Raw genomic sequence first — 19,559 nt, 5'->3', positions numbered from 1 at the left:
CAGCCACTGTACCGACAGGGGATAAGCTGTCCGGCATGGCATTCCCGACTGTTGAAGAACTCGCCCAGCTGATCGCGCCCGCCGTCGACCCCCGCGGGCTCGACGTCGAGGAGATCAAGGTCACCCGCGCCGGAAAGAAGTCCGTCGTCGCGATCCGGCTGGATTCGGACGCCCGGCCGACGCTCGATGAGATCGAGGAGGTGGCCACCGACGTTTCCGAGCTTTTCGACGCCGCCGAGGCCTCCGGCAGCGCCAACTTCGGCGCCGGCTACACCCTGGAAGTCTCCACTCCGGGCGTTGACCTGCCCCTGACCGCCTCGCGCCACTGGCGCCGCAACCGCCACCGGCTGGTCAAGGTCGACGGTGCGCACGTCTGGCGCATCGGCGCGCTCAACGACGACGAGACCTCCGTCATCCTCATCGCCCACGGCAGGAAGAAGCCGGGAGGTGAGGACGTCGTCGAGAAGCGACTTTCAGATGTGGACTCCGCAGTGGTAGAAATTGAGTTCAACAATCCCCCGGCAGCGGAATTAGAGCTGTCGGGTTTGAGCTACGCAGAAGCCACGAAGTGGCGAGAGGACAACAAGTGAATATCGACATCGACGCGATCCGGGCCATTGAATCCTCCCAGGGAATCCCCGCCGAGGACATGATGACCACCATCGCGGGCGCGCTGCTGTACGCCTACCGCGAGTACCGCTTCGGCGAGGACGGCGTGCAGGCCGCGATCGAGGACCCGCACAGCAAGACCCGCGTCGAGATCGATGCCGACACCGGCGACGTCACCGTCATCGTCTCCGAGCTTGACGACGAGGGCGCCGTCACCTCCGAGTATGAGGACACCCCCGCGAACTTCGCGCGTGTCGGCGCCAAGACCGTCCGCGACGCCATCGTCCGACGCCTGCGCGAGGCCGAGGCCGGCCGCACCTACGAGGAGTACTCCGGCTATGCGGGTCGCGTGGTCTCCGGCGTCGTCCAGCGCGACGTCCGGGCCAACGAGCGTGGCATCGTCGTCGTCCAGCTCGGCACCGAACTCGACGCCCAGGACGGCATCCTCCTGCCTGCCGAGCAGATTCCGGGCGAGAAGCTCGTCCACGGCGACCGGGTCAAGGCCTACATCGTGGACGTCAACCAGTCCAACGCCAACGTCCAGGTCAACCTCTCGCGCACGCACCCGGAGCTGGTCCGCGGCATCTTCGAGCTGGAGGTTCCCGAGGTCGCCGACGGAGCCGTCGAGATCGTCGCCATCGCCCGCGAGGCGGGCCACCGATCCAAGGTGGCGGTGGTCGGGCGCGCCAAGGGCATCAACGCCAAGGGTGCCTGCATCGGGCCGAAGGGACAGCGCGTCAACAACATCATGGCCGCGCTCGGCGGCGAGAAGATCGACATCATCGACTACGACGAGGACCCGGCGGTCTTCGTCGGCAACGCCCTGGCGCCCTCCAAGGTCGTGCGTGTCGAGATTCTCGACGCCGAGGCGCAGGAGGCCAAGGTCACCGTGCCGGACTACCAGCTCTCGCTGGCCATCGGCAAGGAGGGGCAGAACGCCCGCCTGGCCGCCCGCCTCACCGGCTGGAAGATCGACATTCATTCCGACCAGGCATAGGCGGGCCACACCCGGAAACCGGCCCCGCCCCCGCCGACCCGGGCGCAATCTCACAAACCTCAGAGACACCGAAAGTTCAGTTTTCGGTGTCTTTGTCGTAAACTGGCTCTCGGCCCATGTGCCGATCGCCGTATCACGGAGCCGTAGGACAGACACGAGAAGGAGACGAATGCCCCAGTCGAGCGCCATCATCGCGTCAAGCGCACCCGCGCAGGACGTGCCACCGCGTTCCCGCCGCATTCGTACCTGCATCGCGACGCGAGCGCGTCACCCCGATGTGGATCTTCTCCGGGTTGTCCTGGATCCCGCCCAGCCAGAATCCGGCCGCGTCCTCGCGGATCCCGACCGGAACCTGCCCGGACGCGGAGCCTGGCTCACGCCGACGATTGCCGCACTCGAGCTTGCGGAGCAGCGTCGGGCCTTCGGGCGCGCTCTCCGTACGTCCACCCCGGTGGAGACAGGTCATGTACGCACGTATCTCGCAGAACTTGCAGAACGACCCGACATTATAAGGAAGACCGAACACTGATGAGCACACAGCGATGAAGCATCAGCGATGAAAGTCCACAGCAATACCTAGAGGTCGGGCAGCCTTCCGGCGCACCGTCCTCTAGCTAAACTCAGAGGAGAAAAGTGCCCGGAAAGCTACGCGTTCATGAGCTCGCCAAGGAGCTCGGCGTAACAAGCAAGGAACTTCTCGCCACGCTCAAGGAGCAGGGCGAATTTGTCAAGACCGCATCGTCGACCATCGAATCCCCGGTGATTCGTAAGATGCGCACGTTCTACGGAGATTCCGCAGACACGAACACCGGCCAGTCGGCCGGCGCCCCGAAGCCGGGCGCACCCAAGCCGGGCGCACCCAAGCCGGGCGCACCCAAGCCGGGCGCCGCCAAGCCGGGCGCCCCGAAGCCGGCGGCGACCACGCCGAAGCCGGCGGCAGCCACTCCGAAGCCGGCCACGGCTGCACCGAAGCCGACCGCGGCAGCACCCACCCCGGGTGACGCGGCCCCGCAGGCCAAGGCCGCCGCAGCACGGCCGGAGGCCACGCAGCAGGAGTCCGCGGCAGCGGCGCCCAAGTCGGCCACCCGTCCGACCCCGCGTCCGGGCGGCACCACCCCGAAGCCGGGCGCCGCCGCACCGGCCCAGGACTCGGCGGCAGCAAAGCCGGCCGCAACCCCGGGGGACGCAGCAGGCGCTGCCCGCCCGATGCCGCGTCCGATGCCGAAGCCGGGCGGAAAGCCCCGCGTCGCCAACAACCCGTTCTCCGCAGGCACGGCTGAGCGTCCGGCACCGCGTCCGGGCGGCGGCCGCAAGGACGGCGGCAAGCCGGGTCGTCCGGGCCAGGGTGGCCCGGGCGCCAAGGGCCAGGGCCGTCCGGCCGCGGGCGGCAAGCCGGGCTCCGGCGAGCGTCCGGCGCCGCGTCCGGGTGGTGGCCAGGGCGGCGGCAAGCGACCGTCCCCGGCCATGATGCCCTCGCACCCGTCCCCGGGCCAGATGCCCGCCAAGTCCGGCGCGGCCGGTGGCCGCGGCGGAGCCGGTTCCGGCCGTGGTGGCCGTGGTGGCGCACCGGGTCGTCCGGGCGGCACGGGTGGGCCGGTCGGCGGCCGCGGCGGCCGTCGTGGCGGCACCGCCGGCGCCTTCGGCCGTCCGGGTGGCGCACCGCGTCGCGGACGTAAGTCGAAGCGTCAGAAGCGCAACGAGTACGAGGAGATGCGGCAGCCCAACGTCGTCGGCGGCATTCGCCTGCCCGACGGCCGTGGCGAGACCATCCGCCTGCGCCAGGGCGCGTCCCTGGCCGACTTCGCCGACAAGATCGGTGCGGATCCGGCAGCCCTGGTCCAGGCCCTGTTCAACTTGGGCGAGATGGTCACCGCGACCGCCTCGGTCTCTGAGGAGACCCTGCAGCTGCTCGGCGCCGAAATCAACTACAACGTCCAGGTCGTCTCTCCGGAGGATGAGGACCGCGAGTTGCTCGAGTCCTTCGACCTGCAGTTCGGCGAGGACGAGGGCGGCGAGGCTGCTCTCGAGCAGCGTCCGCCGGTGGTCTCGGTCATGGGTCACGTCGACCACGGCAAGACCCGCCTGCTGGACACCATCCGTAAGGCGAACGTCGGCAAGGGCGAGGCAGGCGGCATCACCCAGGGCATCGGCGCCTACCAGGTCCAGTCGGAGGTCGACGGCGAGCTGCGCACGCTGACCTTCCTGGACACCCCGGGTCACGAGGCATTCACCGCCATGCGTGCCCGTGGCGCGCAGTCCACCGACCTGGCTGTGCTGGTCGTGGCCGCCGATGACGGCGTCATGCCGCAGACGGTCGAGGCGATCAACCACGCCAAGGCCGCGGGCATCCCGATCGTCGTCGCGGTCAACAAGATCGATAAGCCGGAGGCACAGCCGGAGAAGATCCGCGGCCAGCTCACCGAGTACGGCATCATCCCGGAGGAGTACGGCGGCGACACCCAGTTCGTCGACATCTCCGCCCGTGAGAACATCAACATCGACGGGTTGCTCGAGGCCATCGTCCTGACCGCCGACGCAGAGCTCGATCTGCAGGCGAACCCGGAGATGGACGCCCAGGGCCTGGCCATCGAGGCTCACCTCGACCGTGGCCGCGGCCCGGTCGCGACGGTCATCGTCCAGCGCGGTACCCTCCGCGTCGGCGAATCCATCGTCGTCGGCGGCGCCTACGGTCGTGTCCGCCGCATGGTCGACGAGTGGGGCGAGGACGTCGAGGAGGCGGGTCCGTCCCGTCCGGTCCAGGTGCAGGGTCTGAACGCGGTGCCGGGGGCGGGCGACAACCTGCTGGTGGTCGAGGACGACCGCGTCGCGCGTCAGATCGCCGCCCAGCGTGACGCCCGCAAGCGTTCCGCCGAGCAGGCCCGCCGTAAGAAGCGCGTCTCCCTGGCTGACCTGGATTCCGTCCTCAAGGAGACCAGCACCCTCAACATCATCCTCAAGGGTGACAACGCGGGTTCGGTCGAGGCGCTGGAGTCCTCGCTGCTCGAGATCGAGATCGACGACGAGGTGGAGCTGAACATCATCGACCGCGGCGTCGGTGCAGTCACCCAGACCAACGTCTCCCTCGCCGCAGCATCCGACGCGGTCATCATCGCCTTCAACGTCCGCGCTGAGGGCAAGGCCACCGAGGAAGCCAACCAGGAGGGCGTGGAGATCCGTTACTACACGGTCATCTACAAGGCGATCGAAGAGGTCGAGCAGGCCCTGACCGGCATGCTCAAGCCGGTCTACGAGGAGCGCGAGGTCGGCAAGGCCGAAATCCGTGCGATCTTCAAGGCCTCCGCCATCGGCAACATCGCCGGTTGCATGGTCACCGACGGCAAGATGAAGCGCAACACCAAGGTGCGCATCGTTCGCGACGGCTCCGTCATCGCCAACGACGTCGAGGTCAAGTCGCTGCGTCACGAGAAGAACGACGTCAACGAGATCTCCGCCGGTTACGAGTGCGGCATGGTCCTGTCCTTCCAGGACTTCCAGGTCGACGACCAGATCGAGGCCTACGAGATGGTGGAGGTTCCGCGCACCTAGTCAGGTCCGGACCCTCACCTGAACACGCCCGTCAGCCATCCCGGCTGGCGGGCGTGTCATTATTGATGCATGAAGACTCTCTGGGCGGTCAGCGACCTGCACGTCTCCTTCCGGGAGAACCAGACGGCCGTCGACAAGCTCGCGCCGACGGATCCGGGGGACTGGCTCATCGTCGCCGGGGACGTCGCGGAGAAGATCCCCGACGTCGTGGCCACCCTCGGGCCCCTGACCCGGCGCTTTGGCAGGGTGCTCTGGGTGCCCGGCAATCACGAGCTCTTCAACCGGCGCAGCGAGCGGGTCGCGGGTAAGGCACGATACCGCGCGCTGGTGGGGGAGCTACGGGCGCTGGGCGTGGTCACGCCGGAGGACCCGTACCCCGTCTTCGGCGGGGTGACGGTGTGCCCGTTGTTCACCCTCTACGACTACACCTTCCGCCCCCTCGGGCTGACGGCGAAGCAGGCCGTGGCACGGGCGAAGGTGAAGCTGGACGACGAGATCGCGATCGCCCCCTACGTCGACGTCGAGCAATGGTGCGCCGAGCGGTTGGACTACACCGCCGACCGGCTTGACAGGGTGGCGGGGGAGACCGTCCTGGTCAACCACTGGCCGCTGGTGCGCGAACCCACCGAGCGGCTGCACGAGCAGGACATCGCCCTGTGGTGCGGGTCGGCACACACCCGGGACTGGCCGCTCAAGTACCGGGCCCGGACGGTCATCCACGGTCACCTCCACATTCCGGAGAAAACCGTGGTGGACGGCGTCACCCATGTGGACGTGTCGCTGGGCTACCCCTTCGAGCGCGGACGTCGACCCGCAGGGAGGCCGTGGCCATTCCCCGTGATGCGGACAGGGTAGAATGTCACCGAAGTAATAGCTGGCCGACGTAGAGGAGATGAGATCATGGCGGACAACGCCCGCGCAGGCCGAATGGCCAAACGCATCCAGCAGATCGTCGCAACCGCTCTGGAGATGGACAAGAGCGACTACCGACTGGGCCTGGTCACGGTCACCGATACCCGGGTCACCGGCGATCTGCACGACGCCACGGTGTACTACACCGTCCGCGGAGCGACCATCGACGAGGAGCCGGACTATGAGGCCGCCGCCGACGCGCTGGCCCGGGTCCGCGGCCAGATGCGCAAGCAGGTCGGCGACCAGCTCGGGGTGCGTTTCACCCCGACGCTCTCCTTCGAACTCGACACCATGCCGCAGTCCTCCGCCCACATGGAGGAGCTGCTGGCCAGGGCCCGCGCCCGTGACGAGGAGCTGGCGGAGTTGAAGAAGAACGCCACCTACGCCGGTGACACGGACCCGTACAAGAAGCGTGACGAGGAGTGACGGTTTCCCCCGCCTCCGATGAGGCCGCCTACCGCAGGGCGGCCGAGATGCTCACCGCGGCCGATGCCATCGCCGTGGTCGGGCACCTGCGCCCCGACGCCGACGCCATCGGATCCGTCATGGCGCTGACCCTGGCGATGCGACAGCTGGGTAAGACGGTCACGCCGATGATCGGTCAGCCCTACCCGGTCGCGCCGAACCTGCTGACGATCCCCGGAGCCGGGGAAATCCTGCTGGGTGAGGAGATCCCGGACGTCGACCTCGTGGTCACCGTCGACTGCGGCTCCATCGACCGTACCGGCGTGCTCACGGACGAGGTCGCCGCCTACCGGGACCGCCTGCTGGTCATCGACCACCACGTCTCCAACCCGGGCTACGGCGCGCACAACCTCGTCGATGTCCGGGAGTCGACCACCTCGGTGTTGCGTGAGCTGTTCCATTACCTCGGCGTCGAGCTGGACGAGTCCATCGCGCACGCCCTCTACGCGGGACTGGTGACCGACACCGGCAGCTTCCGCTGGGGATCGCCCGCCATGCACACGCTGGCGGCGGAGCTGATGGACTACGGCATCGACATCCGGGAGATCGCCGAGGAGTTGCTGGACAAGACGAGCCCGGCGGATCTGTCGATGATCGGACGGGCCCTGGCCAACATCCGGCTGCTGCCCGCCGGTGAGCGCACCGTCGCCGTGATCATGGCCTCCCACAAGGACATCCGCACCCATTCCGGGGCCGCCGTGGAGCGACTCATCGACTTCGTCCGCTCCCTGGACGGCTGCGACGTTGGCGTGGTGTTCAAGGAGCAGTACGACGGCGGCTGGGCCACTTCGTTGCGCTCGACCGCCATCAACGTCGCTGACCTGGCCCGGAGCCTTGGCGGCGGCGGTCACGCCGAAGCCGCCGGGTACACCGTCTACGGGGAGGCCGAGGACGTGGTCAACCAGCTGCTGGAGTCCGTCGCCGAGATCCGCGGGGAGGCAGGCGAGTCCTGATGGCCGAGGCCACTCCCTCCGCTGGCGGCGGCGTGTCGGCTCGGCAGATCTTCGCGCTGGCCTTCCCGGCGCTGGGCGTGCTGGCGGCCATGCCGCTCTACCTCATGCTCGACACCGCGGTGGTCGGGCGCAGCCTGGGCGCCTTCGATCTCGCGGCCCTGGCCGCCGGCGCCGCGGTGCACTCCGCAGTCACCACCCAACTGACGTTCCTGTCCTACGGGACCACCGCCCGGTCATCCCGGCTCTTCGGCGCCGGACGACGCCCCGAGGCGGTGGCGGAAGGCGTGCAGGCGACCTGGATCGGACTCGCCGTCGGGCTACTGCTGGCCAGCGTCATCTGGCTTTTCGGCGACCAGATCGCGATGTTCATGACGGGGGAGGAGCGCACCGCCGCGGCCACCAGCTCCTGGCTGTCGGTCAACGCCGTCTCCATCCCGCTGACGCTGGTGATCATGGCCGGCAACGGCTGGCTGCGCGGCGTCCAGGACACGCGCCGGCCCCTGATCTTCGTGCTGGCTGGACTGATCCCCGGCGGGATCAGCCTGCCCCTGCTGGTCAACGCCTTCGGGCTCAACGGCTCCGCGCTCGCCAACGTGCTGGGCATGGGCGTCACCGCCCTGCTCTTCCTGGTCTGCCTGGCCAGGGAACACGCCGGCGGCTGGGCGCCCAAGCCGAAGGTCATGTGGCGTCAGCTCATCCTGGGCCGGGACCTGATCCTGCGCTCGTTGTCCTTCCAGGTGGCGTTCCTCTCGGCCGCGGCGGTGGCGGCCCGGTTCGGCACCGCGCCGCTGGCGGCCCACCAGATCATGCTGCAGCTGTGGAACTTCATCACGCTGGTGCTCGACTCGCTGGCCATCGCAGCACAGACCCTGACCGGTGCGGCGCTGGGCCGGGGCAGCGTCAAGGTCGCCCGGCGCCTCGGGCGTCAGGTCACGCTCTTCTCGACGATCTTCGCCCTCATCCTGGCCGCTGTCTTCGGGATCGGGTCAACCCTCATTCCACGGATCTTCACCACGGACGAGGCGGTTCTGGCCGCGATGCGGGGCCCGTGGTGGCTGCTGCTGGTGATGATCGTCCTCGGCGGCGTGGTCTTCGCCATCGACGGCGTCCTGCTCGGCGCGGGCGACGCGGCGTTCCTGCGCACCATTTCCATCGCCTCGGTGGTTCTCGGCTTCCTGCCTGCGATCTGGCTCTCCTACGCCCTCGATGGCGGGCTTGTCGGCATCTGGATCGGGCTGCTGGCCTTCATCACGATTAGGCTGGTGGCCGTCGTCCACCGCTTCCGTTCCATGAAGTGGGCGGTCACCGACCAGGACCTTGATTCGGCACCGGAATCAGGCGAAGACCGGAAGGAGTGAGCCCGTGAGCACCACCCTGTGGGCGGTCTCCGACCTGCACGCCGCCGTGAAGGCGAACGCGGAGCACATCAACTCCCTTCGACCGCGGGATCCCTCTGACTGGCTGATCGTCGCCGGAGACGTCGCCGAGCGCACCGACACGGTGCTCTACCAGCTCGACATCCTCCGCCGCCGCTACCAGCGGGTCATCTGGGTGCCGGGCAACCATGAACTCTTCTCCCGCTCAGGGGACCGTTTCAAGGGCCGGGACAAGTACACCCAGCTGGTGGAGGGGTGCCGCGACATCGGCGTCACCACGCCCGAGGACGCTTTCCCGGTGTTCGGGGGCGTGACCGTCTGCCCGCTGTTCACCCTCTACGACTACTCCTTCCGCACCCCGGGGACGAGCGTGGACGAGGCGGTCGCCGCGGCGCACCGGAACCAGGTCGTCATGACCGACGAATTCGCCATCGCGCCCTTCGTCGACATCCGGGCCTGGTGTTGGGACCGGTTGGCCTACTCGGTGAAGCGGTTATCGAGGATTACGGGCCCGACGATTCTCATCAACCACTGGCCGCTGGTCCAGGAGCCCACGCTGCGCCTGCTCCATCCCGAGATCGGCCTGTGGTCCGGCACCCGGCACACCCGCTCCTGGCCGACCCGCTACAACGCGCAGCAGGTCATCTACGGGCACCTGCACACCCCTTCGGAGCTCATCGTCGACGGGGTGCCGCACGTCGAGGTCTCCCTGGGCTATCCCCGGGAGTGGCAGCGCTGGCCCGAAAGGGAGGAACGACGCCCGTGGCCCTACGAGGTGATGAGGATTGAGAACACCGAAACGATCCGGTTTGGGGCGCTGCGATGACCCCTGACGTCCTGGCCCACCTGTTCCCGGTGGAGGCCCGCTTCGTGTACATGTTCACCGTCAGCGGCGAACCGGACCTCACCAACTACAACGCTCTCCATCCGCTGGAGCGGACGATGGTCTCGCACGCGGTCCCGAACCGGCAGGCAGAGTTCGGTGACGCCCGCTGGTGCGCCCACCAGGCGCTCAAGGAGCTGGGCGCGGCCACCCACATCGCCGAGGCCCCGATCTACCGCGGGGAGCGGGGGATGCCGCTGTGGCCGACGGGGTACTGCGGCTCCTTGACCCACACCGACGGCTACCGGGCCGCGCTGGTGGCCCCGGAGGGCGCGATCCGCTCGGTGGGCGTGGACGTGGAACCGGCGGAGGAGCTGCCCGAGGGCATCCTCGGTGCCATCGCCCGACCGGGGGAGATGGCGCAGATGACCAGCCTGGAGGCGGCCGGGGTGCCGTACCCTGACCGGTTGCTCTTCTGCGCGAAGGAGGCCACCTACAAGGCCTGGTTCCCGCTGACCAAGCGCTGGCTCGGTTTCGAACAGGCGGAGATCGACATCCGCCCCGACGGCACCTTCATTTCCTATCTGCTGGTGCGCCCGACGCCGGTGCCGTTCATCAACGGCCGGTGGGCGGCGACGGACGGTTACCTCGTCGCCTCCACCTGCGTGCGCGCACTGGATGAGCGGCGACGGCAGACCTAGAGGGTGGACGGGCGGGCGACGAAGACCGTCGACAGGCGCGTGCCCTTCTCCGCCACCAGCGCCACGACCCGCCCGTCGGGGCCGATCGCCGCGTGGGTGTCCGCCAGTCCCCGGGGTTCCAGCCACTTGCCCATGGCCAGCGCCTCGTACTCTTCCGCCGTGACCTCAAGGGTGGGGTAGGAGCGGATCATCGCCTCGTCGATCGTCAGGGACAGCGCGGGGTCCTTCTCGAGGTCCGCGAGGCTGCGGGCGTCGGCAAGCAGGTAGTTGCCCACGGCGGTGCGGCGCAGCGCCGTCAGGTGCCCGCCGACGCCGAGGCTCTCGCCCAGGTCGCGCGCCAGGGAACGGATGTAGGTGCCGGAGGAGCAGTCGACGCTGACGTCGATCTCGAGCGGTTCGCGGCGGATCTCGTGGATCTCGAAGCGCGTCACCGTCACCGGGCGGGCCGGGATCTCGACCTCCTCGCCCTCGCGGACGCGCTCGTGGGCGCGCCTGCCGTCAATCTTGATGGCGGAGACGCTGGCGGGGCGCTGCATGATCTCGCCGGTCAGGGCGGCGACGCCCGCGCGGATGTCCTCCTCGGTCACGGCCTCGGTGGCCCCGACGGGCGCGGTGGAGATGACTTCGCCCTCCATGTCGTCGGTGGTGGTCGCGGCGCCGAGGCGGATGGTCGCGTCGTAGCTCTTCGTCGCGGCGACCAGGTGGGCGAGGAACTTCGTGCCGCGGTTGATGCCGGCCACGAGCACTCCGGTGGCCATCGGATCGAGCGTGCCGGCGTGGCCGACCTTGCGGGTCCCGAAGTAGCGGCGCAGGCGGGCGACCACGTCGTGTGAGGTCATGCCCGCCGGCTTATCGACGACGACGAGTCCGGAATCGGAGAGGGGATCAGTCATGCTCAAAGCTTATGCCGTAATCTGGCGGGGTGATTATTTGGCAGGGACTCGACGACATCCACGAGGAGCTCGAGGGCAGCGTGGTGACCATCGGCGTCTTCGACGGCGTGCATCGTGGCCATCGCCGGCTCATCAACACCGCCGTCGGAACCGCCGGTGAACTGGACGTGCCGAGCATCCTCATGACGTTCGACCCGCACCCGACCGCCGTCTTCGCCCCCGAGCGCACCCCGACGCTGCTGACGACGATGCGCGAGCGCACCCTGCTCTGCGCGGAGCTGGGCGTGGACGCAATCCTCGTCATCGACTTCAACCGCGAACTGGCGGGACTGACTCCGGAGGAGTACTTCGTTCAGGTGCTCATGGACAGGCTCAAGGCCCGTCACGTCGTTGTCGGCGAGAACTTCACCTTCGGGCACAACGCGGCCGGCACCGCCGAGACCATGGTCGAGCTCGGCCAGAAGCACGGGGTCGGCGTGACCATTGTCGAGCTGCTCCACGACGGCTCCGAGCGCATCTGCTCCTCGAACGTGCGCCGGCACCTCGCGGACGGCGAGATCCACCAGGCCAACGACATGCTCGGCCGCACCTATCAGCTCACTGCGGAGGTGGAGCACGGAGCGGGCCGCGGCGGCGCGGAGCTGGGCTACCCGACGGCGAACATGTACTTCCCGGAATCGGTGGCCGTGCCCGCCGACGGCGTCTACGCCGGCTGGTTCACGGTGCAGGGGGAGGACCCCATCACCGGTGACATGGAGCCCGGCCTGTCCTACCCGGCGGCCATCTCCGTGGGCACCAACCCCACCTTCGGCGACAACGAGCGCTCGGTCGAATCCTTCATCATCGACAGGTCCGCCAATCTCTACGGCCGCCTCGCGACGGTGTCCTTCGTCGAGAAGATCCGCGACATGCTCAAGTTCAACTCCGTCGAGGAGCTGCTCGACAACATGGCCCGGGACGTCACCCGCACGCGGGAAGTGCTCGTCGACGCCCCGCGTCCCCAGCGGCAGACCTACTAGGCTGTCCCCGGAAATACCCCACACACAGGAGAACACATGGCCAAGAAAGTCATCCTCGACCTCGACACCGGAATCGACGACACGCTTGCCCTGGTGTACGCGATCGCGTCGCCCGAGCTGGAGCTGATCGGCGTCACCGGCACCTATGGCAACGTCCTCGTCGACACCGGTGTGCGTAACGCGCTCGCGGTGCTGGAGATGTTCGGTCGCCCCGACGTCCCCGTCTTCGCCGGGCCCACGCACGCGTCCACCAAGGATTCCTTCGAGGTGACCGAGGTCTCGGCGTTCATCCACGGCCAGAACGGCGTCGGCGAGATCGAAATCCCGGATGCGGCCCGGCGGGTGGAGGAGAAGTCCGCGGTGGACTTCCTCGTCGAGTCCGTCCGCGAGCACGGCGACGAGCTCCTCATCATTCCGACCGGCCCGTCGACCACCGTCGCCGCCGCCATCGAGGCTGACCCGGGCTTCGCAGAGAACGCCCACATCATCATGATGGGCGGCGCGCTCGTCATCCCGGGCAACGTCTCCCCGGTCGCCGAGGCCAACGTCTCCCAGGACCCGGAGGCCACGGATCTCCTGTTCCGCCACGCCAAGGACGTCACCATGATCGGCCTGGACGTCACCCTGCAGACGCTGCTGACCTACGCCGAGACCGCCACCTGGCGCGAGCTGGGCACCGTGGGCGGCGATTTCCTGGCCGACTCCACCGATTACTACATCAAGACCTACGAGACGAACTCCCCGCACCTGGGTGGCTGCGGCCTGCACGATCCGCTGGCCGTCGGCGTCGCCGTGGACCCCTCCCTGGTCGGCCTGCTCCACACCAATCTCAAGGTGCTCACCGAAGGTGAACTGCGCGGCCGCGTCATGGCCGACGAGACCCGCCTCAACGACCCCGAGAAGACCGCCCACGTCGCGCTGACCGTCGACGTGGAGCGCTTCCTCGGGGAATTCATGGAGCGCCTGACCCGCGCGGCCCGGCAGACCGCCACCTCGGAATTAGGGTCCCGCTCCTCGGCCGGGGTATAGTTCACCGAGGTTCAGCGACTGTGGTCCACAACAGTCGCTCCACGCGGCCCGTGTCGCGGATTCTTCATGTGGACTGAAATAACTACGAGGAGACAACATGTCTACGTCCAACAGCTTCCCGGCAGAGAAGAAGAAGGAAATCCTGGCCGAGTACGGCGTTCACGAGAACGACACCGGCTCCCCGGAGGCCCAGGTCGCTCTGCTGACCCACCGCATCACCAACCTGACCGAGCACCTGAAGTCCCACAAGCACGACCACCACTCCCGTCGTGGTCTGCTGCTGCTCGTCGGTCGTCGTCGCGGTCTGCTGAAGTACCTGGCCCAGCAGGACATCGAGCGCTACCGCTCCCTGATCGCCCGCCTGGGCCTGCGTCGCTAATTTCAGCGCGCTGAACTCAGCACGGACACTCCCGCCCGCCACGTCACGTGGCCGGCGGGAGTTTCCGCATTCTGAAGCTGCGCGGATTAGAGCAGGGTGGCGACGGTGACGACCATGGCGACCGCATGCGCTATGACCGCCACCCAGACGGAGCCGCTGCGCCGGCGCAGTTCGCCGTAGAGCAGCGCGGAGACGAACTGGTAGGGGACCAGCACCCACATGCCCGGATCCACCAGCAGGGTCAGCGCGTACATCAGCGCATAGGCGGCCGCCTGCAGGAGCACCGGCCAGGTTCCGCTCAGCCGGCGCTGGAGGAGCCCCTGCAGCCAGCCGCGGAAGAAGAGCTCCTCGCCGACGGCCCAGATGGCTGCGGCGGGCAACATGATGAGGATCGTCGTCAGAGAGCTGGTTCCGCGTTCGGCGCCGTAGATCGTCGCCGGCACCGCCAGCAGCGTGATCAGCCACAGGATGATCACGGTCACGGCGACGGCAAGGGCCCCGAGCACCCATCCGCCGGTCGGGCGAATCCACCCCTCGTCCCGGTAGCGGCGTTCACCGGTCGGGCCGTAGATTCGAATCACGGAGGGTAGCGCCCACAACAGGGCGACGAGGATGACCAGAAACATACGGCCATTCTATCGACCGGGAGCTGAGCGCCGGCCAGTGCGCGAAGCGCCGTCGACCGGCTCGCGAAATGGCACAGGACGGTGGTGAGCTGGTAGTCTCATGCGCGTTGCACCTGCAAATATGCGAACGAACTATACCGGCGACATCGATGATCGCCGACCGAGCACTCTAAGGAGAGTGAAATTGAGCAACACCCATACCCCGAACAACTCCGTCGAAGTCGTCGTTGACGAGGATTTCGGCATCACCGAAGCAAACGCCGTCCTCGACAACGGCGATTTCGGTACCCGCACCATCCGTTTCGAGACCGGGCAGCTCGCCCGACAGGCCGGTGGCGCCGTCACCACCTACCTCGACGACGAGACGATGCTGCTGGCCACCACCACCGCATCCAACAACCCGCGCGAGGGCCTGGACTTCTTCCCGCTGACCGTCGACGTCGAGGAGCGCATGTACGCGGCCGGCCAGATCCCGGGCGGCTTCTTCCGTCGTGAGGGCCGCCCGTCGACCAACGCCATCCTCGCCGCCCGCCTCATCGACCGTCCGCTGCGCCCGACCTTCGTCAAGGGCCTGCGCAACGAGGTTCAGGTCGTCATCACCGTGATGAGCTGGAACCCGGAGGAGTACTACGACGTCGTCGCCGTCAACGGCGCCTCCGCCGCCACCCAGCTCTCCGGCCTGCCGGTCTCCGGCCCCGTCGGCGGCGTGCGCATCGCCCTCATTGCCGACGACGCCCACCCGGAGGGCCAGTGGGTCGCCTTCCCGAACCATGCCCAGCACGAGCGCGCCGTCTTCGAGATGGTCGTCGCCGGTCGGATGGTCACCCGCAAGCAGGGCCGCCGCACCGTCGACGACGTCGCCATCATGATGGTCGAGGCCGGCGCTGGAGCCAACGTCATCCAGCTGGTCAAGGACGGCGCCCCGGCGCCGACCGAGGATACCGTCGCCGAGGGACTGGAGGCCGCCAAGCCCTTCATCCGCACCCTGTGTGAGGCGCAGGCAGGTCTGGCTGAGCGCGCCGCCAAGGAAACGCAGGAGTTCCAGCTCTTCCCGCCGTACTCCGACGCGACCTTCTCCCTCGTGGAGAAGAAGGCCGCCCGCAAGCTGGAGCAGCTGCTGGCCACCGAGGGGAAGCAGGCCCGCGACGACGCCACCAACGCCTACATGGTCGAGATCGAGGACGCGCTGCTTGACGACGTCGACGCCGAGGACGACGCCACCGCCGCGAAGGAAATCCGCGCCGCCTACAACGCGCTGATGAAGCAGATCGTGCGCACCAAGATCCTCACCGAGGGCTTCCGCATCGACGGCCGCGGCCCGGCCGACATCCGTGACCTCGGCGTCGAGGTCGAGCTCATCCCGCGCGCCCACGGCTCCGCACTCTTCGAGCGTGGCGAGACCCAGATCCTGGGCGTGACCACCCTGGACATGCTCAAGATGGAGCAGCAGCTTGACGCGCTGAGCCCGGAGAAGTCCAAGCGCTACATCCACCACTACAACTTCCCGCCGTACTCCACCGGTGAAACCGGGCGCGTCGGCTCCCCGAAGCGCCGCGAGATCGGGCACGGCGCGCTCGCCGAGCGTGCCCTGACCCCGGTCATCCCGTCGCGCGAGGACTTCCCGTACACGATCCGTCAGGTCTCCGAGGCCCTCGGCTCCAACGGCTCCACCTCCATGGGCTCCGTCTGCGCTTCGACCCTGTCGCTGTACAACGCCGGCGTCCCGCTGGCCGCGCCGGTCGCAGGCATCGCGATGGGCCTGGTCTCCGGCGAAGTGGACGGCAAGGAGAAGTTCGTCGCCCTGACCGACATCCTCGGCGCCGAGGACGCCTTCGGCGACATGGACTTCAAGGTCGCCGGCACCGCCGAGTTCATCACCGCCCTGCAGCTGGATACCAAGCTCGACGGCATCCCCTCCACGGTGCTTTCCGACGCCCTGGCCCAGGCCAAGGACGCCCGTCTGCAGATCCTGGACACGATGGCCGAGGTCATCTCCGGTCCGGACGAGATGAACGAGCTGGCCCCGAAGATCACCTCGCTGAGCATTCCGGTCAACAAGATCGGTGAGCTCATCGGCCCGAAGGGCAAGAACATCAACGCCATCACCGAGGAGACCGGCGCCGACATTTCCATCGAGGACGACGGCACCGTGTTCGTCTCCGCCGCCACCGGCGAGGCCGCGAATGCCGCGATCGACAAGATCAACTCGATCGGCAACCCGCAGCTGCCGAAGGTCGGCGAGCGCTTCCTGGGCACCGTCGTCAAGACCGTCGCCTTCGGCGCCTTCGTCTCCCTGACCCCGGGCAAGGACGGACTCCTGCACATCTCCAACCTGGGCCACGGCGAGCGCGTCGAGAAGACCGAGGACGTCGTCAACGTCGGCGACAAGCTTCAGGTCGAGATCTCCGACATCGACAACCGCGGCAAGATCTCGCTGGTCATGGTGGACGAGGACAACTAGTTCCCGCCCGCCTCACGCCCGCCGGGCCCCAGGTTGTTCCGGGGCCGGGCGGGCGCCGGCATTTTCCGACCCGGTGGGGCGCACGGGGTCCGTTCGTGCCAGAGTGGTGTCCATGATTCCCGTCACGATCGAGTTCCCGGTGTCCGGCTGGTGGCTGGCCCGCAACAGCCCCGCGCGGGGGGTGCCCAGCCACGGCAGTCACCTGTTGGGGACAACCTACGCGGTCGATCTGGTCGGGGTGGAGTCCGACGGCAGCTCCGCGCCCCTGAGCTGGCGCTCCGCTTTCTGGCGGGAAGAGCCGGAGTTCTTCCCGGGGTTCGGACGCGCGGTGACCGCCCCCTGCGAGGGGCTGGTCGTGGACGTTCATGACGGGGAGGTGGACCACGCGGCCCGCCGCTCGCAGCTGACGCTGGCGGCCTACATTCTGGGCCAGGGCGGGCGCTACCGCCGCGGCGGCGTCCGCGCTATCACAGGCAACACCGTCTCCCTCCGCCGCCGGGATGGGCTGGTGGTCTCGGTGTGTCACCTGCGCCGGGGCTCGGTCGCGGTGCAGGCGGGGGACTGGGTGCGCGTCGGTGAGCGTCTCGGAGAGTGCGGAAACTCGGGTAACAGCACTCAACCGCACGTGCACGTCCAGGTCACCGACGGGATCGACTGGGAGAACTGCCGGGGGCTGCCGATGGCTTTTCGACGCCCCAGGGGCACCTCCTGGATGCCGACGGAGAACGAGGTTTTCGAGGCCTAATTCTTGATGTCGATGACCACGCGGGTCGGCTCCTCGAGCAGGGTCACCGAGTAGGCGGGGGCCTGCTTTCCGCTGATCCCGACGGTGAACTGTGCCTGTCCCTCGAAGATGCTGTCGTGGGTCACGCCGGCGATCACGCCTGCCTCACCCGCGACCGGGCCGGCGGAAATCCATTCTTCCTCGGGGACACTCGCGTCGAAGGGGTACGGAACCCCGGTGATCATGACGTTCAGGGCGCCGTCCCCCGTGAAGGCGATGGGCTCCCCGGACGCCTGCTGGCGGGGTTCGGTCGTGTAGTCGATGAACCAGCCCGGGGTGCCGGCCCCGGCGAACTCGAAGACCACCCGGTCGAAGCCCTCGTGGGAGCCGACGCGCACGTCGACGGGGGCGAGGTCATACTCACCTGCGGCCTCGGACCTCTTGGCCGAGGTGTCGGGGCGGCCGAGCATCCCTGCTCCGGTGGTCGTGGCGGCCGGCGACGCCGTGGTGGGGGCGGAGGCGGGGGTCGAAGCGGGGGTCGAGGCGGAAGCCGAGGCCGATGCCGACCCGTTCCCACTGGCCGGGCTGGCGGGGGAGGCGGTCGCGGTGGTGGTCTGCGTCGGGGTGACGGTGGCCGGTGCCGGGTCGGCACTGTCGCCGCAGGCCACCAGGGTCAAGGCCAGCGCGGCTGTCAACGCGGTCACCGCACAGGCGGGACGGCGACGGACCTGGGAGTTCTGTGGCGCATGTGTCATATCAGCAACTTTACGGACTTAGACGGGCCACGTCGCCCATGATGGAAATTCGTGAGCCAACCGTTATGAGTCGCTCCGTCCCAGGGCGCGCCGGACGACCCCGGAGACTTCCTCGAGGGTCGAGTCAGCCACCACGGGTTCGGTGGCCCGCAGGTACCAGGCGGCTGGGATGAGCTCAGCGCCTTGGACAGGAGTCAGATCGGACTTCTCCGTGGTGCCGATGGACATCAGGTCCTCGTCGACGCGGAAGAAGACGAGGACCGGTTCCCGGGGGCCCAGGGCGTAGCCGACGCCGCCGTACCAGAGCCGGGCGGTGAGCCTGTCGTCCACGGCGCCGATCGTGGCGTGCAGCGCCGCGGCGACGGCCGGATAAGGCTCCGGCCACGAGTTCATCTTTTCCATCGCCGTGGCGAGATCTTCGGCGGCCCGTTCGGCCGCGGTCTTGCGTGGTGCCATGCGGGCCAGGCTAGCAACTGTTCCGCCATCGCACGGTTTAGACTGGGGGCCGAGATAAGCCACCCCCATGCAGAGGAGTCATCTATGTCCATCAAGGTCGGAGTCGTCGGAGCCCGCGGTCGGGTGGGAAGCGCCGTGGTTGACGGCGTGAACCAGAACGACGATCTCGAGCTCGTCGCGGAGGTCGATCAGGGCGACGACCTGCAGGTGCTGGTCGACAACGGGGCCGAGGTGATCGTCGACTTCACCCAGCCGAGCGCGGTGATGGGCACGCTGGAGTTCTGCATCGCCAACGGCATCCACGCCGTCGTCGGCACCACCGGTTTCACCGACGAGCGTTACGAGAAGGTGCGCGAGTGGCTGAAGGACTCGCCGGAGGTGGGCGTTCTGATCGCCCCGAACTTCGCCATCTCCGCCGTCCTGGCCATGGCTTTCGCCCGGCAGGCGGCCGCCTTCTTTGAATCGGCCGAGGTCATCGAGTATCACCACCCGACGAAGCTGGACGCCCCGTCGGGCACCGCCATCAAGACCGCCCAGGGCATCGCCGCGGTGCGTCGCGAAGCTGGCATGGATCCGATGCCGGATGCCACCGACCAGGCGCTTGACGGTTCCCGGGGCGCCGACGTCGACGGCGTCAAGGTTCATGCCGTGCGCATGACCGGCATGGTCGCCCATGAGGACATCATCTTCGGCACCCAGGATCAGTCCCTGACCATCCGCCAGGACTCCTACGGCCGCACCAGTTTCGTCCCGGGCGTGCTCACCGGGGTGCGCAAGGTCGCCGACTACCCGGGCCTGACCATTGGCCTGGACTCCTACCTGGGGCTGTAGACGT

The 19,559-nt window shown here is 68.2% G+C and carries 20 protein-coding genes; 16 read left to right on the top strand and 4 right to left on the bottom strand.

Features of this window, described 5'->3' with window-relative positions:
• The first annotated feature begins 35 nt into the window (after positions 1-35).
• The 10 genes from rimP to CGUA_RS07825 all read left to right on the top strand — a co-directional run bounded on the left by rimP (position 36) and on the right by CGUA_RS07825 (position 10,382).
• Positions 36-590 (top strand): ribosome maturation factor RimP, encoded by a 555-nt coding sequence (rimP, locus tag CGUA_RS07870; protein ID WP_290194437.1) that lies wholly within the window; start codon positions 36-38, stop codon positions 588-590.
• Positions 587-1,606, top strand: coding sequence for a transcription termination factor NusA (gene nusA / locus CGUA_RS07865; protein ID WP_290194433.1), 1,020 nt, complete (start codon positions 587-589; stop codon positions 1,604-1,606). The genes rimP and nusA overlap by 4 nt, the downstream gene beginning before the upstream one ends.
• 169 nt (positions 1,607-1,775) lie before the next feature.
• The gene (locus CGUA_RS07860; protein WP_290194431.1) at positions 1,776-2,135 is read left to right on the top strand and encodes a YlxR family protein; all 360 of its coding nucleotides are present in this window, start codon (positions 1,776-1,778) and stop codon (positions 2,133-2,135) included.
• 104 nt (positions 2,136-2,239) lie between these two features.
• Positions 2,240-5,152, top strand: a complete 2,913-nt coding sequence (infB, locus tag CGUA_RS07855; RefSeq protein WP_290194429.1) for a translation initiation factor IF-2 — start codon at positions 2,240-2,242, stop codon at positions 5,150-5,152.
• Positions 5,153-5,221: 69 nt separating this feature from the next.
• On the top strand, positions 5,222-6,007 hold the full coding sequence (locus CGUA_RS07850; protein WP_290194427.1) for a metallophosphoesterase family protein: 786 nt from the start codon (positions 5,222-5,224) through the stop codon (positions 6,005-6,007).
• 45 nt (positions 6,008-6,052) lie between these two features.
• Complete coding sequence (gene rbfA, locus CGUA_RS07845; RefSeq protein WP_290194425.1) at positions 6,053-6,490, top strand: 30S ribosome-binding factor RbfA; 438 nt, start codon at positions 6,053-6,055, stop codon at positions 6,488-6,490.
• Positions 6,487-7,482 (top strand): DHH family phosphoesterase, encoded by a 996-nt coding sequence (locus CGUA_RS07840; RefSeq protein WP_310169200.1) that lies wholly within the window; start codon positions 6,487-6,489, stop codon positions 7,480-7,482. Before rbfA ends, CGUA_RS07840 begins: the two co-directional genes overlap by 4 nt.
• On the top strand, positions 7,482-8,840 hold the full coding sequence (locus CGUA_RS07835) for an MATE family efflux transporter (protein ID WP_290194422.1): 1,359 nt from the start codon (positions 7,482-7,484) through the stop codon (positions 8,838-8,840). Before CGUA_RS07840 ends, CGUA_RS07835 begins: the two co-directional genes overlap by 1 nt.
• A gap of 4 nt (positions 8,841-8,844) precedes the next feature.
• The gene (locus tag CGUA_RS07830; RefSeq protein ID WP_290194420.1) at positions 8,845-9,684 is read left to right on the top strand and encodes a metallophosphoesterase family protein; all 840 of its coding nucleotides are present in this window, start codon (positions 8,845-8,847) and stop codon (positions 9,682-9,684) included.
• Positions 9,681-10,382 (top strand): 4'-phosphopantetheinyl transferase family protein, encoded by a 702-nt coding sequence (locus tag CGUA_RS07825; RefSeq protein WP_290194418.1) that lies wholly within the window; start codon positions 9,681-9,683, stop codon positions 10,380-10,382. Before CGUA_RS07830 ends, CGUA_RS07825 begins: the two co-directional genes overlap by 4 nt.
• On the opposite strand, the gene truB is transcribed toward CGUA_RS07825, so the two are convergent.
• Positions 10,379-11,275, bottom strand: coding sequence for a tRNA pseudouridine(55) synthase TruB (truB, locus tag CGUA_RS07820; protein ID WP_290194415.1), 897 nt, complete (start codon positions 11,273-11,275; stop codon positions 10,379-10,381). The two genes, CGUA_RS07825 and truB, sit on opposite strands and share 4 nt — an antisense overlap.
• A gap of 29 nt (positions 11,276-11,304) precedes the next feature.
• Between truB and CGUA_RS07815 the strand changes: the two genes are divergently transcribed.
• The 3 genes from CGUA_RS07815 (at position 11,305) to rpsO (ending at position 13,702) form a co-directional block, all read left to right on the top strand.
• On the top strand, positions 11,305-12,294 hold the full coding sequence (locus CGUA_RS07815; protein WP_290194413.1) for a bifunctional riboflavin kinase/FAD synthetase: 990 nt from the start codon (positions 11,305-11,307) through the stop codon (positions 12,292-12,294).
• 36 nt (positions 12,295-12,330) lie between these two features.
• On the top strand, positions 12,331-13,323 hold the full coding sequence (locus CGUA_RS07810; protein WP_290194412.1) for a nucleoside hydrolase: 993 nt from the start codon (positions 12,331-12,333) through the stop codon (positions 13,321-13,323).
• A gap of 97 nt (positions 13,324-13,420) precedes the next feature.
• Positions 13,421-13,702: a 30S ribosomal protein S15 gene (gene rpsO / locus CGUA_RS07805; RefSeq protein WP_290194409.1), complete on the top strand. Its 282-nt coding sequence runs from the start codon at positions 13,421-13,423 to the stop codon at positions 13,700-13,702.
• Positions 13,703-13,788: 86 nt separating this feature from the next.
• Here rpsO and CGUA_RS07800 read toward each other — a convergent pair whose 3' ends face one another.
• Complete coding sequence (locus CGUA_RS07800) at positions 13,789-14,328, bottom strand: CPBP family intramembrane glutamic endopeptidase (RefSeq protein WP_290194407.1); 540 nt, start codon at positions 14,326-14,328, stop codon at positions 13,789-13,791.
• A 121-nt stretch (positions 14,329-14,449) separates the two neighbouring features.
• On the opposite strand from CGUA_RS07800, the gene CGUA_RS07795 reads away from it, so the two are divergent.
• Positions 14,450-16,789, top strand: a complete 2,340-nt coding sequence (locus CGUA_RS07795) for a polyribonucleotide nucleotidyltransferase (RefSeq protein ID WP_374725035.1) — start codon at positions 14,450-14,452, stop codon at positions 16,787-16,789.
• A gap of 112 nt (positions 16,790-16,901) precedes the next feature.
• Entirely contained in the window at positions 16,902-17,534 is a 633-nt protein-coding gene (locus CGUA_RS07790; protein WP_290194402.1) for a M23 family metallopeptidase, read from the top strand.
• On the opposite strand, the gene CGUA_RS07785 is transcribed toward CGUA_RS07790, so the two are convergent.
• Positions 17,531-18,268 (bottom strand): AMIN-like domain-containing (lipo)protein, encoded by a 738-nt coding sequence (locus tag CGUA_RS07785; RefSeq protein ID WP_290194400.1) that lies wholly within the window; start codon positions 18,266-18,268, stop codon positions 17,531-17,533. The genes CGUA_RS07790 and CGUA_RS07785 overlap by 4 nt on opposite strands.
• A gap of 63 nt (positions 18,269-18,331) precedes the next feature.
• Complete coding sequence (locus tag CGUA_RS07780; RefSeq protein WP_290194399.1) at positions 18,332-18,724, bottom strand: DUF1801 domain-containing protein; 393 nt, start codon at positions 18,722-18,724, stop codon at positions 18,332-18,334.
• 84 nt (positions 18,725-18,808) lie between these two features.
• Here CGUA_RS07780 and dapB point away from each other — a divergent pair, with 84 nt between their 5' ends.
• A complete protein-coding gene (dapB, locus tag CGUA_RS07775; RefSeq protein WP_290194397.1) occupies positions 18,809-19,555 on the top strand; it encodes a 4-hydroxy-tetrahydrodipicolinate reductase in 747 nt (248 codons plus the stop codon).
• The last annotated feature ends 4 nt before the right edge of the window (positions 19,556-19,559 follow it).

The organism is Corynebacterium guangdongense (assembly GCF_030408915.1).
Classification (GTDB): domain Bacteria; phylum Actinomycetota; class Actinomycetes; order Mycobacteriales; family Mycobacteriaceae; genus Corynebacterium; species Corynebacterium guangdongense.
This window is presented reverse-complemented; position numbering and strand designations above follow the sequence as displayed.

Bases quoted from the DNA above. Each gene is read 5' to 3' on its own strand.
- rimP (WP_290194437.1), top strand. From the start codon at position 36: ATGGCATTCCCGACTGTTGAAGAACTCGCCCAGCTGATCGCGCCCGCC.
- CGUA_RS07860 (WP_290194431.1), top strand. From the start codon at position 1,776: ATGCCCCAGTCGAGCGCCATCATCGCGTCAAGCGCACCCGCGCAGGAC.
- CGUA_RS07850 (WP_290194427.1), top strand. From the start codon at position 5,222: ATGAAGACTCTCTGGGCGGTCAGCGACCTGCACGTCTCCTTCCGGGAG.
- rbfA (WP_290194425.1), top strand. From the start codon at position 6,053: ATGGCGGACAACGCCCGCGCAGGCCGAATGGCCAAACGCATCCAGCAG.
- CGUA_RS07835 (WP_290194422.1), top strand. From the start codon at position 7,482: ATGGCCGAGGCCACTCCCTCCGCTGGCGGCGGCGTGTCGGCTCGGCAG.
- CGUA_RS07825 (WP_290194418.1), top strand. From the start codon at position 9,681: ATGACCCCTGACGTCCTGGCCCACCTGTTCCCGGTGGAGGCCCGCTTC.
- truB (WP_290194415.1), bottom strand. From the start codon at position 11,275: ATGACTGATCCCCTCTCCGATTCCGGACTCGTCGTCGTCGATAAGCCG.
- CGUA_RS07810 (WP_290194412.1), top strand. From the start codon at position 12,331: ATGGCCAAGAAAGTCATCCTCGACCTCGACACCGGAATCGACGACACG.
- rpsO (WP_290194409.1), top strand. From the start codon at position 13,421: ATGTCTACGTCCAACAGCTTCCCGGCAGAGAAGAAGAAGGAAATCCTG.
- CGUA_RS07800 (WP_290194407.1), bottom strand. From the start codon at position 14,328: ATGTTTCTGGTCATCCTCGTCGCCCTGTTGTGGGCGCTACCCTCCGTG.
- CGUA_RS07795 (WP_374725035.1), top strand. From the start codon at position 14,450: ATGCGAACGAACTATACCGGCGACATCGATGATCGCCGACCGAGCACT.
- CGUA_RS07790 (WP_290194402.1), top strand. From the start codon at position 16,902: ATGATTCCCGTCACGATCGAGTTCCCGGTGTCCGGCTGGTGGCTGGCC.
- CGUA_RS07785 (WP_290194400.1), bottom strand. From the start codon at position 18,268: ATGACACATGCGCCACAGAACTCCCAGGTCCGTCGCCGTCCCGCCTGT.
- CGUA_RS07780 (WP_290194399.1), bottom strand. From the start codon at position 18,724: ATGGCACCACGCAAGACCGCGGCCGAACGGGCCGCCGAAGATCTCGCC.
- dapB (WP_290194397.1), top strand. From the start codon at position 18,809: ATGTCCATCAAGGTCGGAGTCGTCGGAGCCCGCGGTCGGGTGGGAAGC.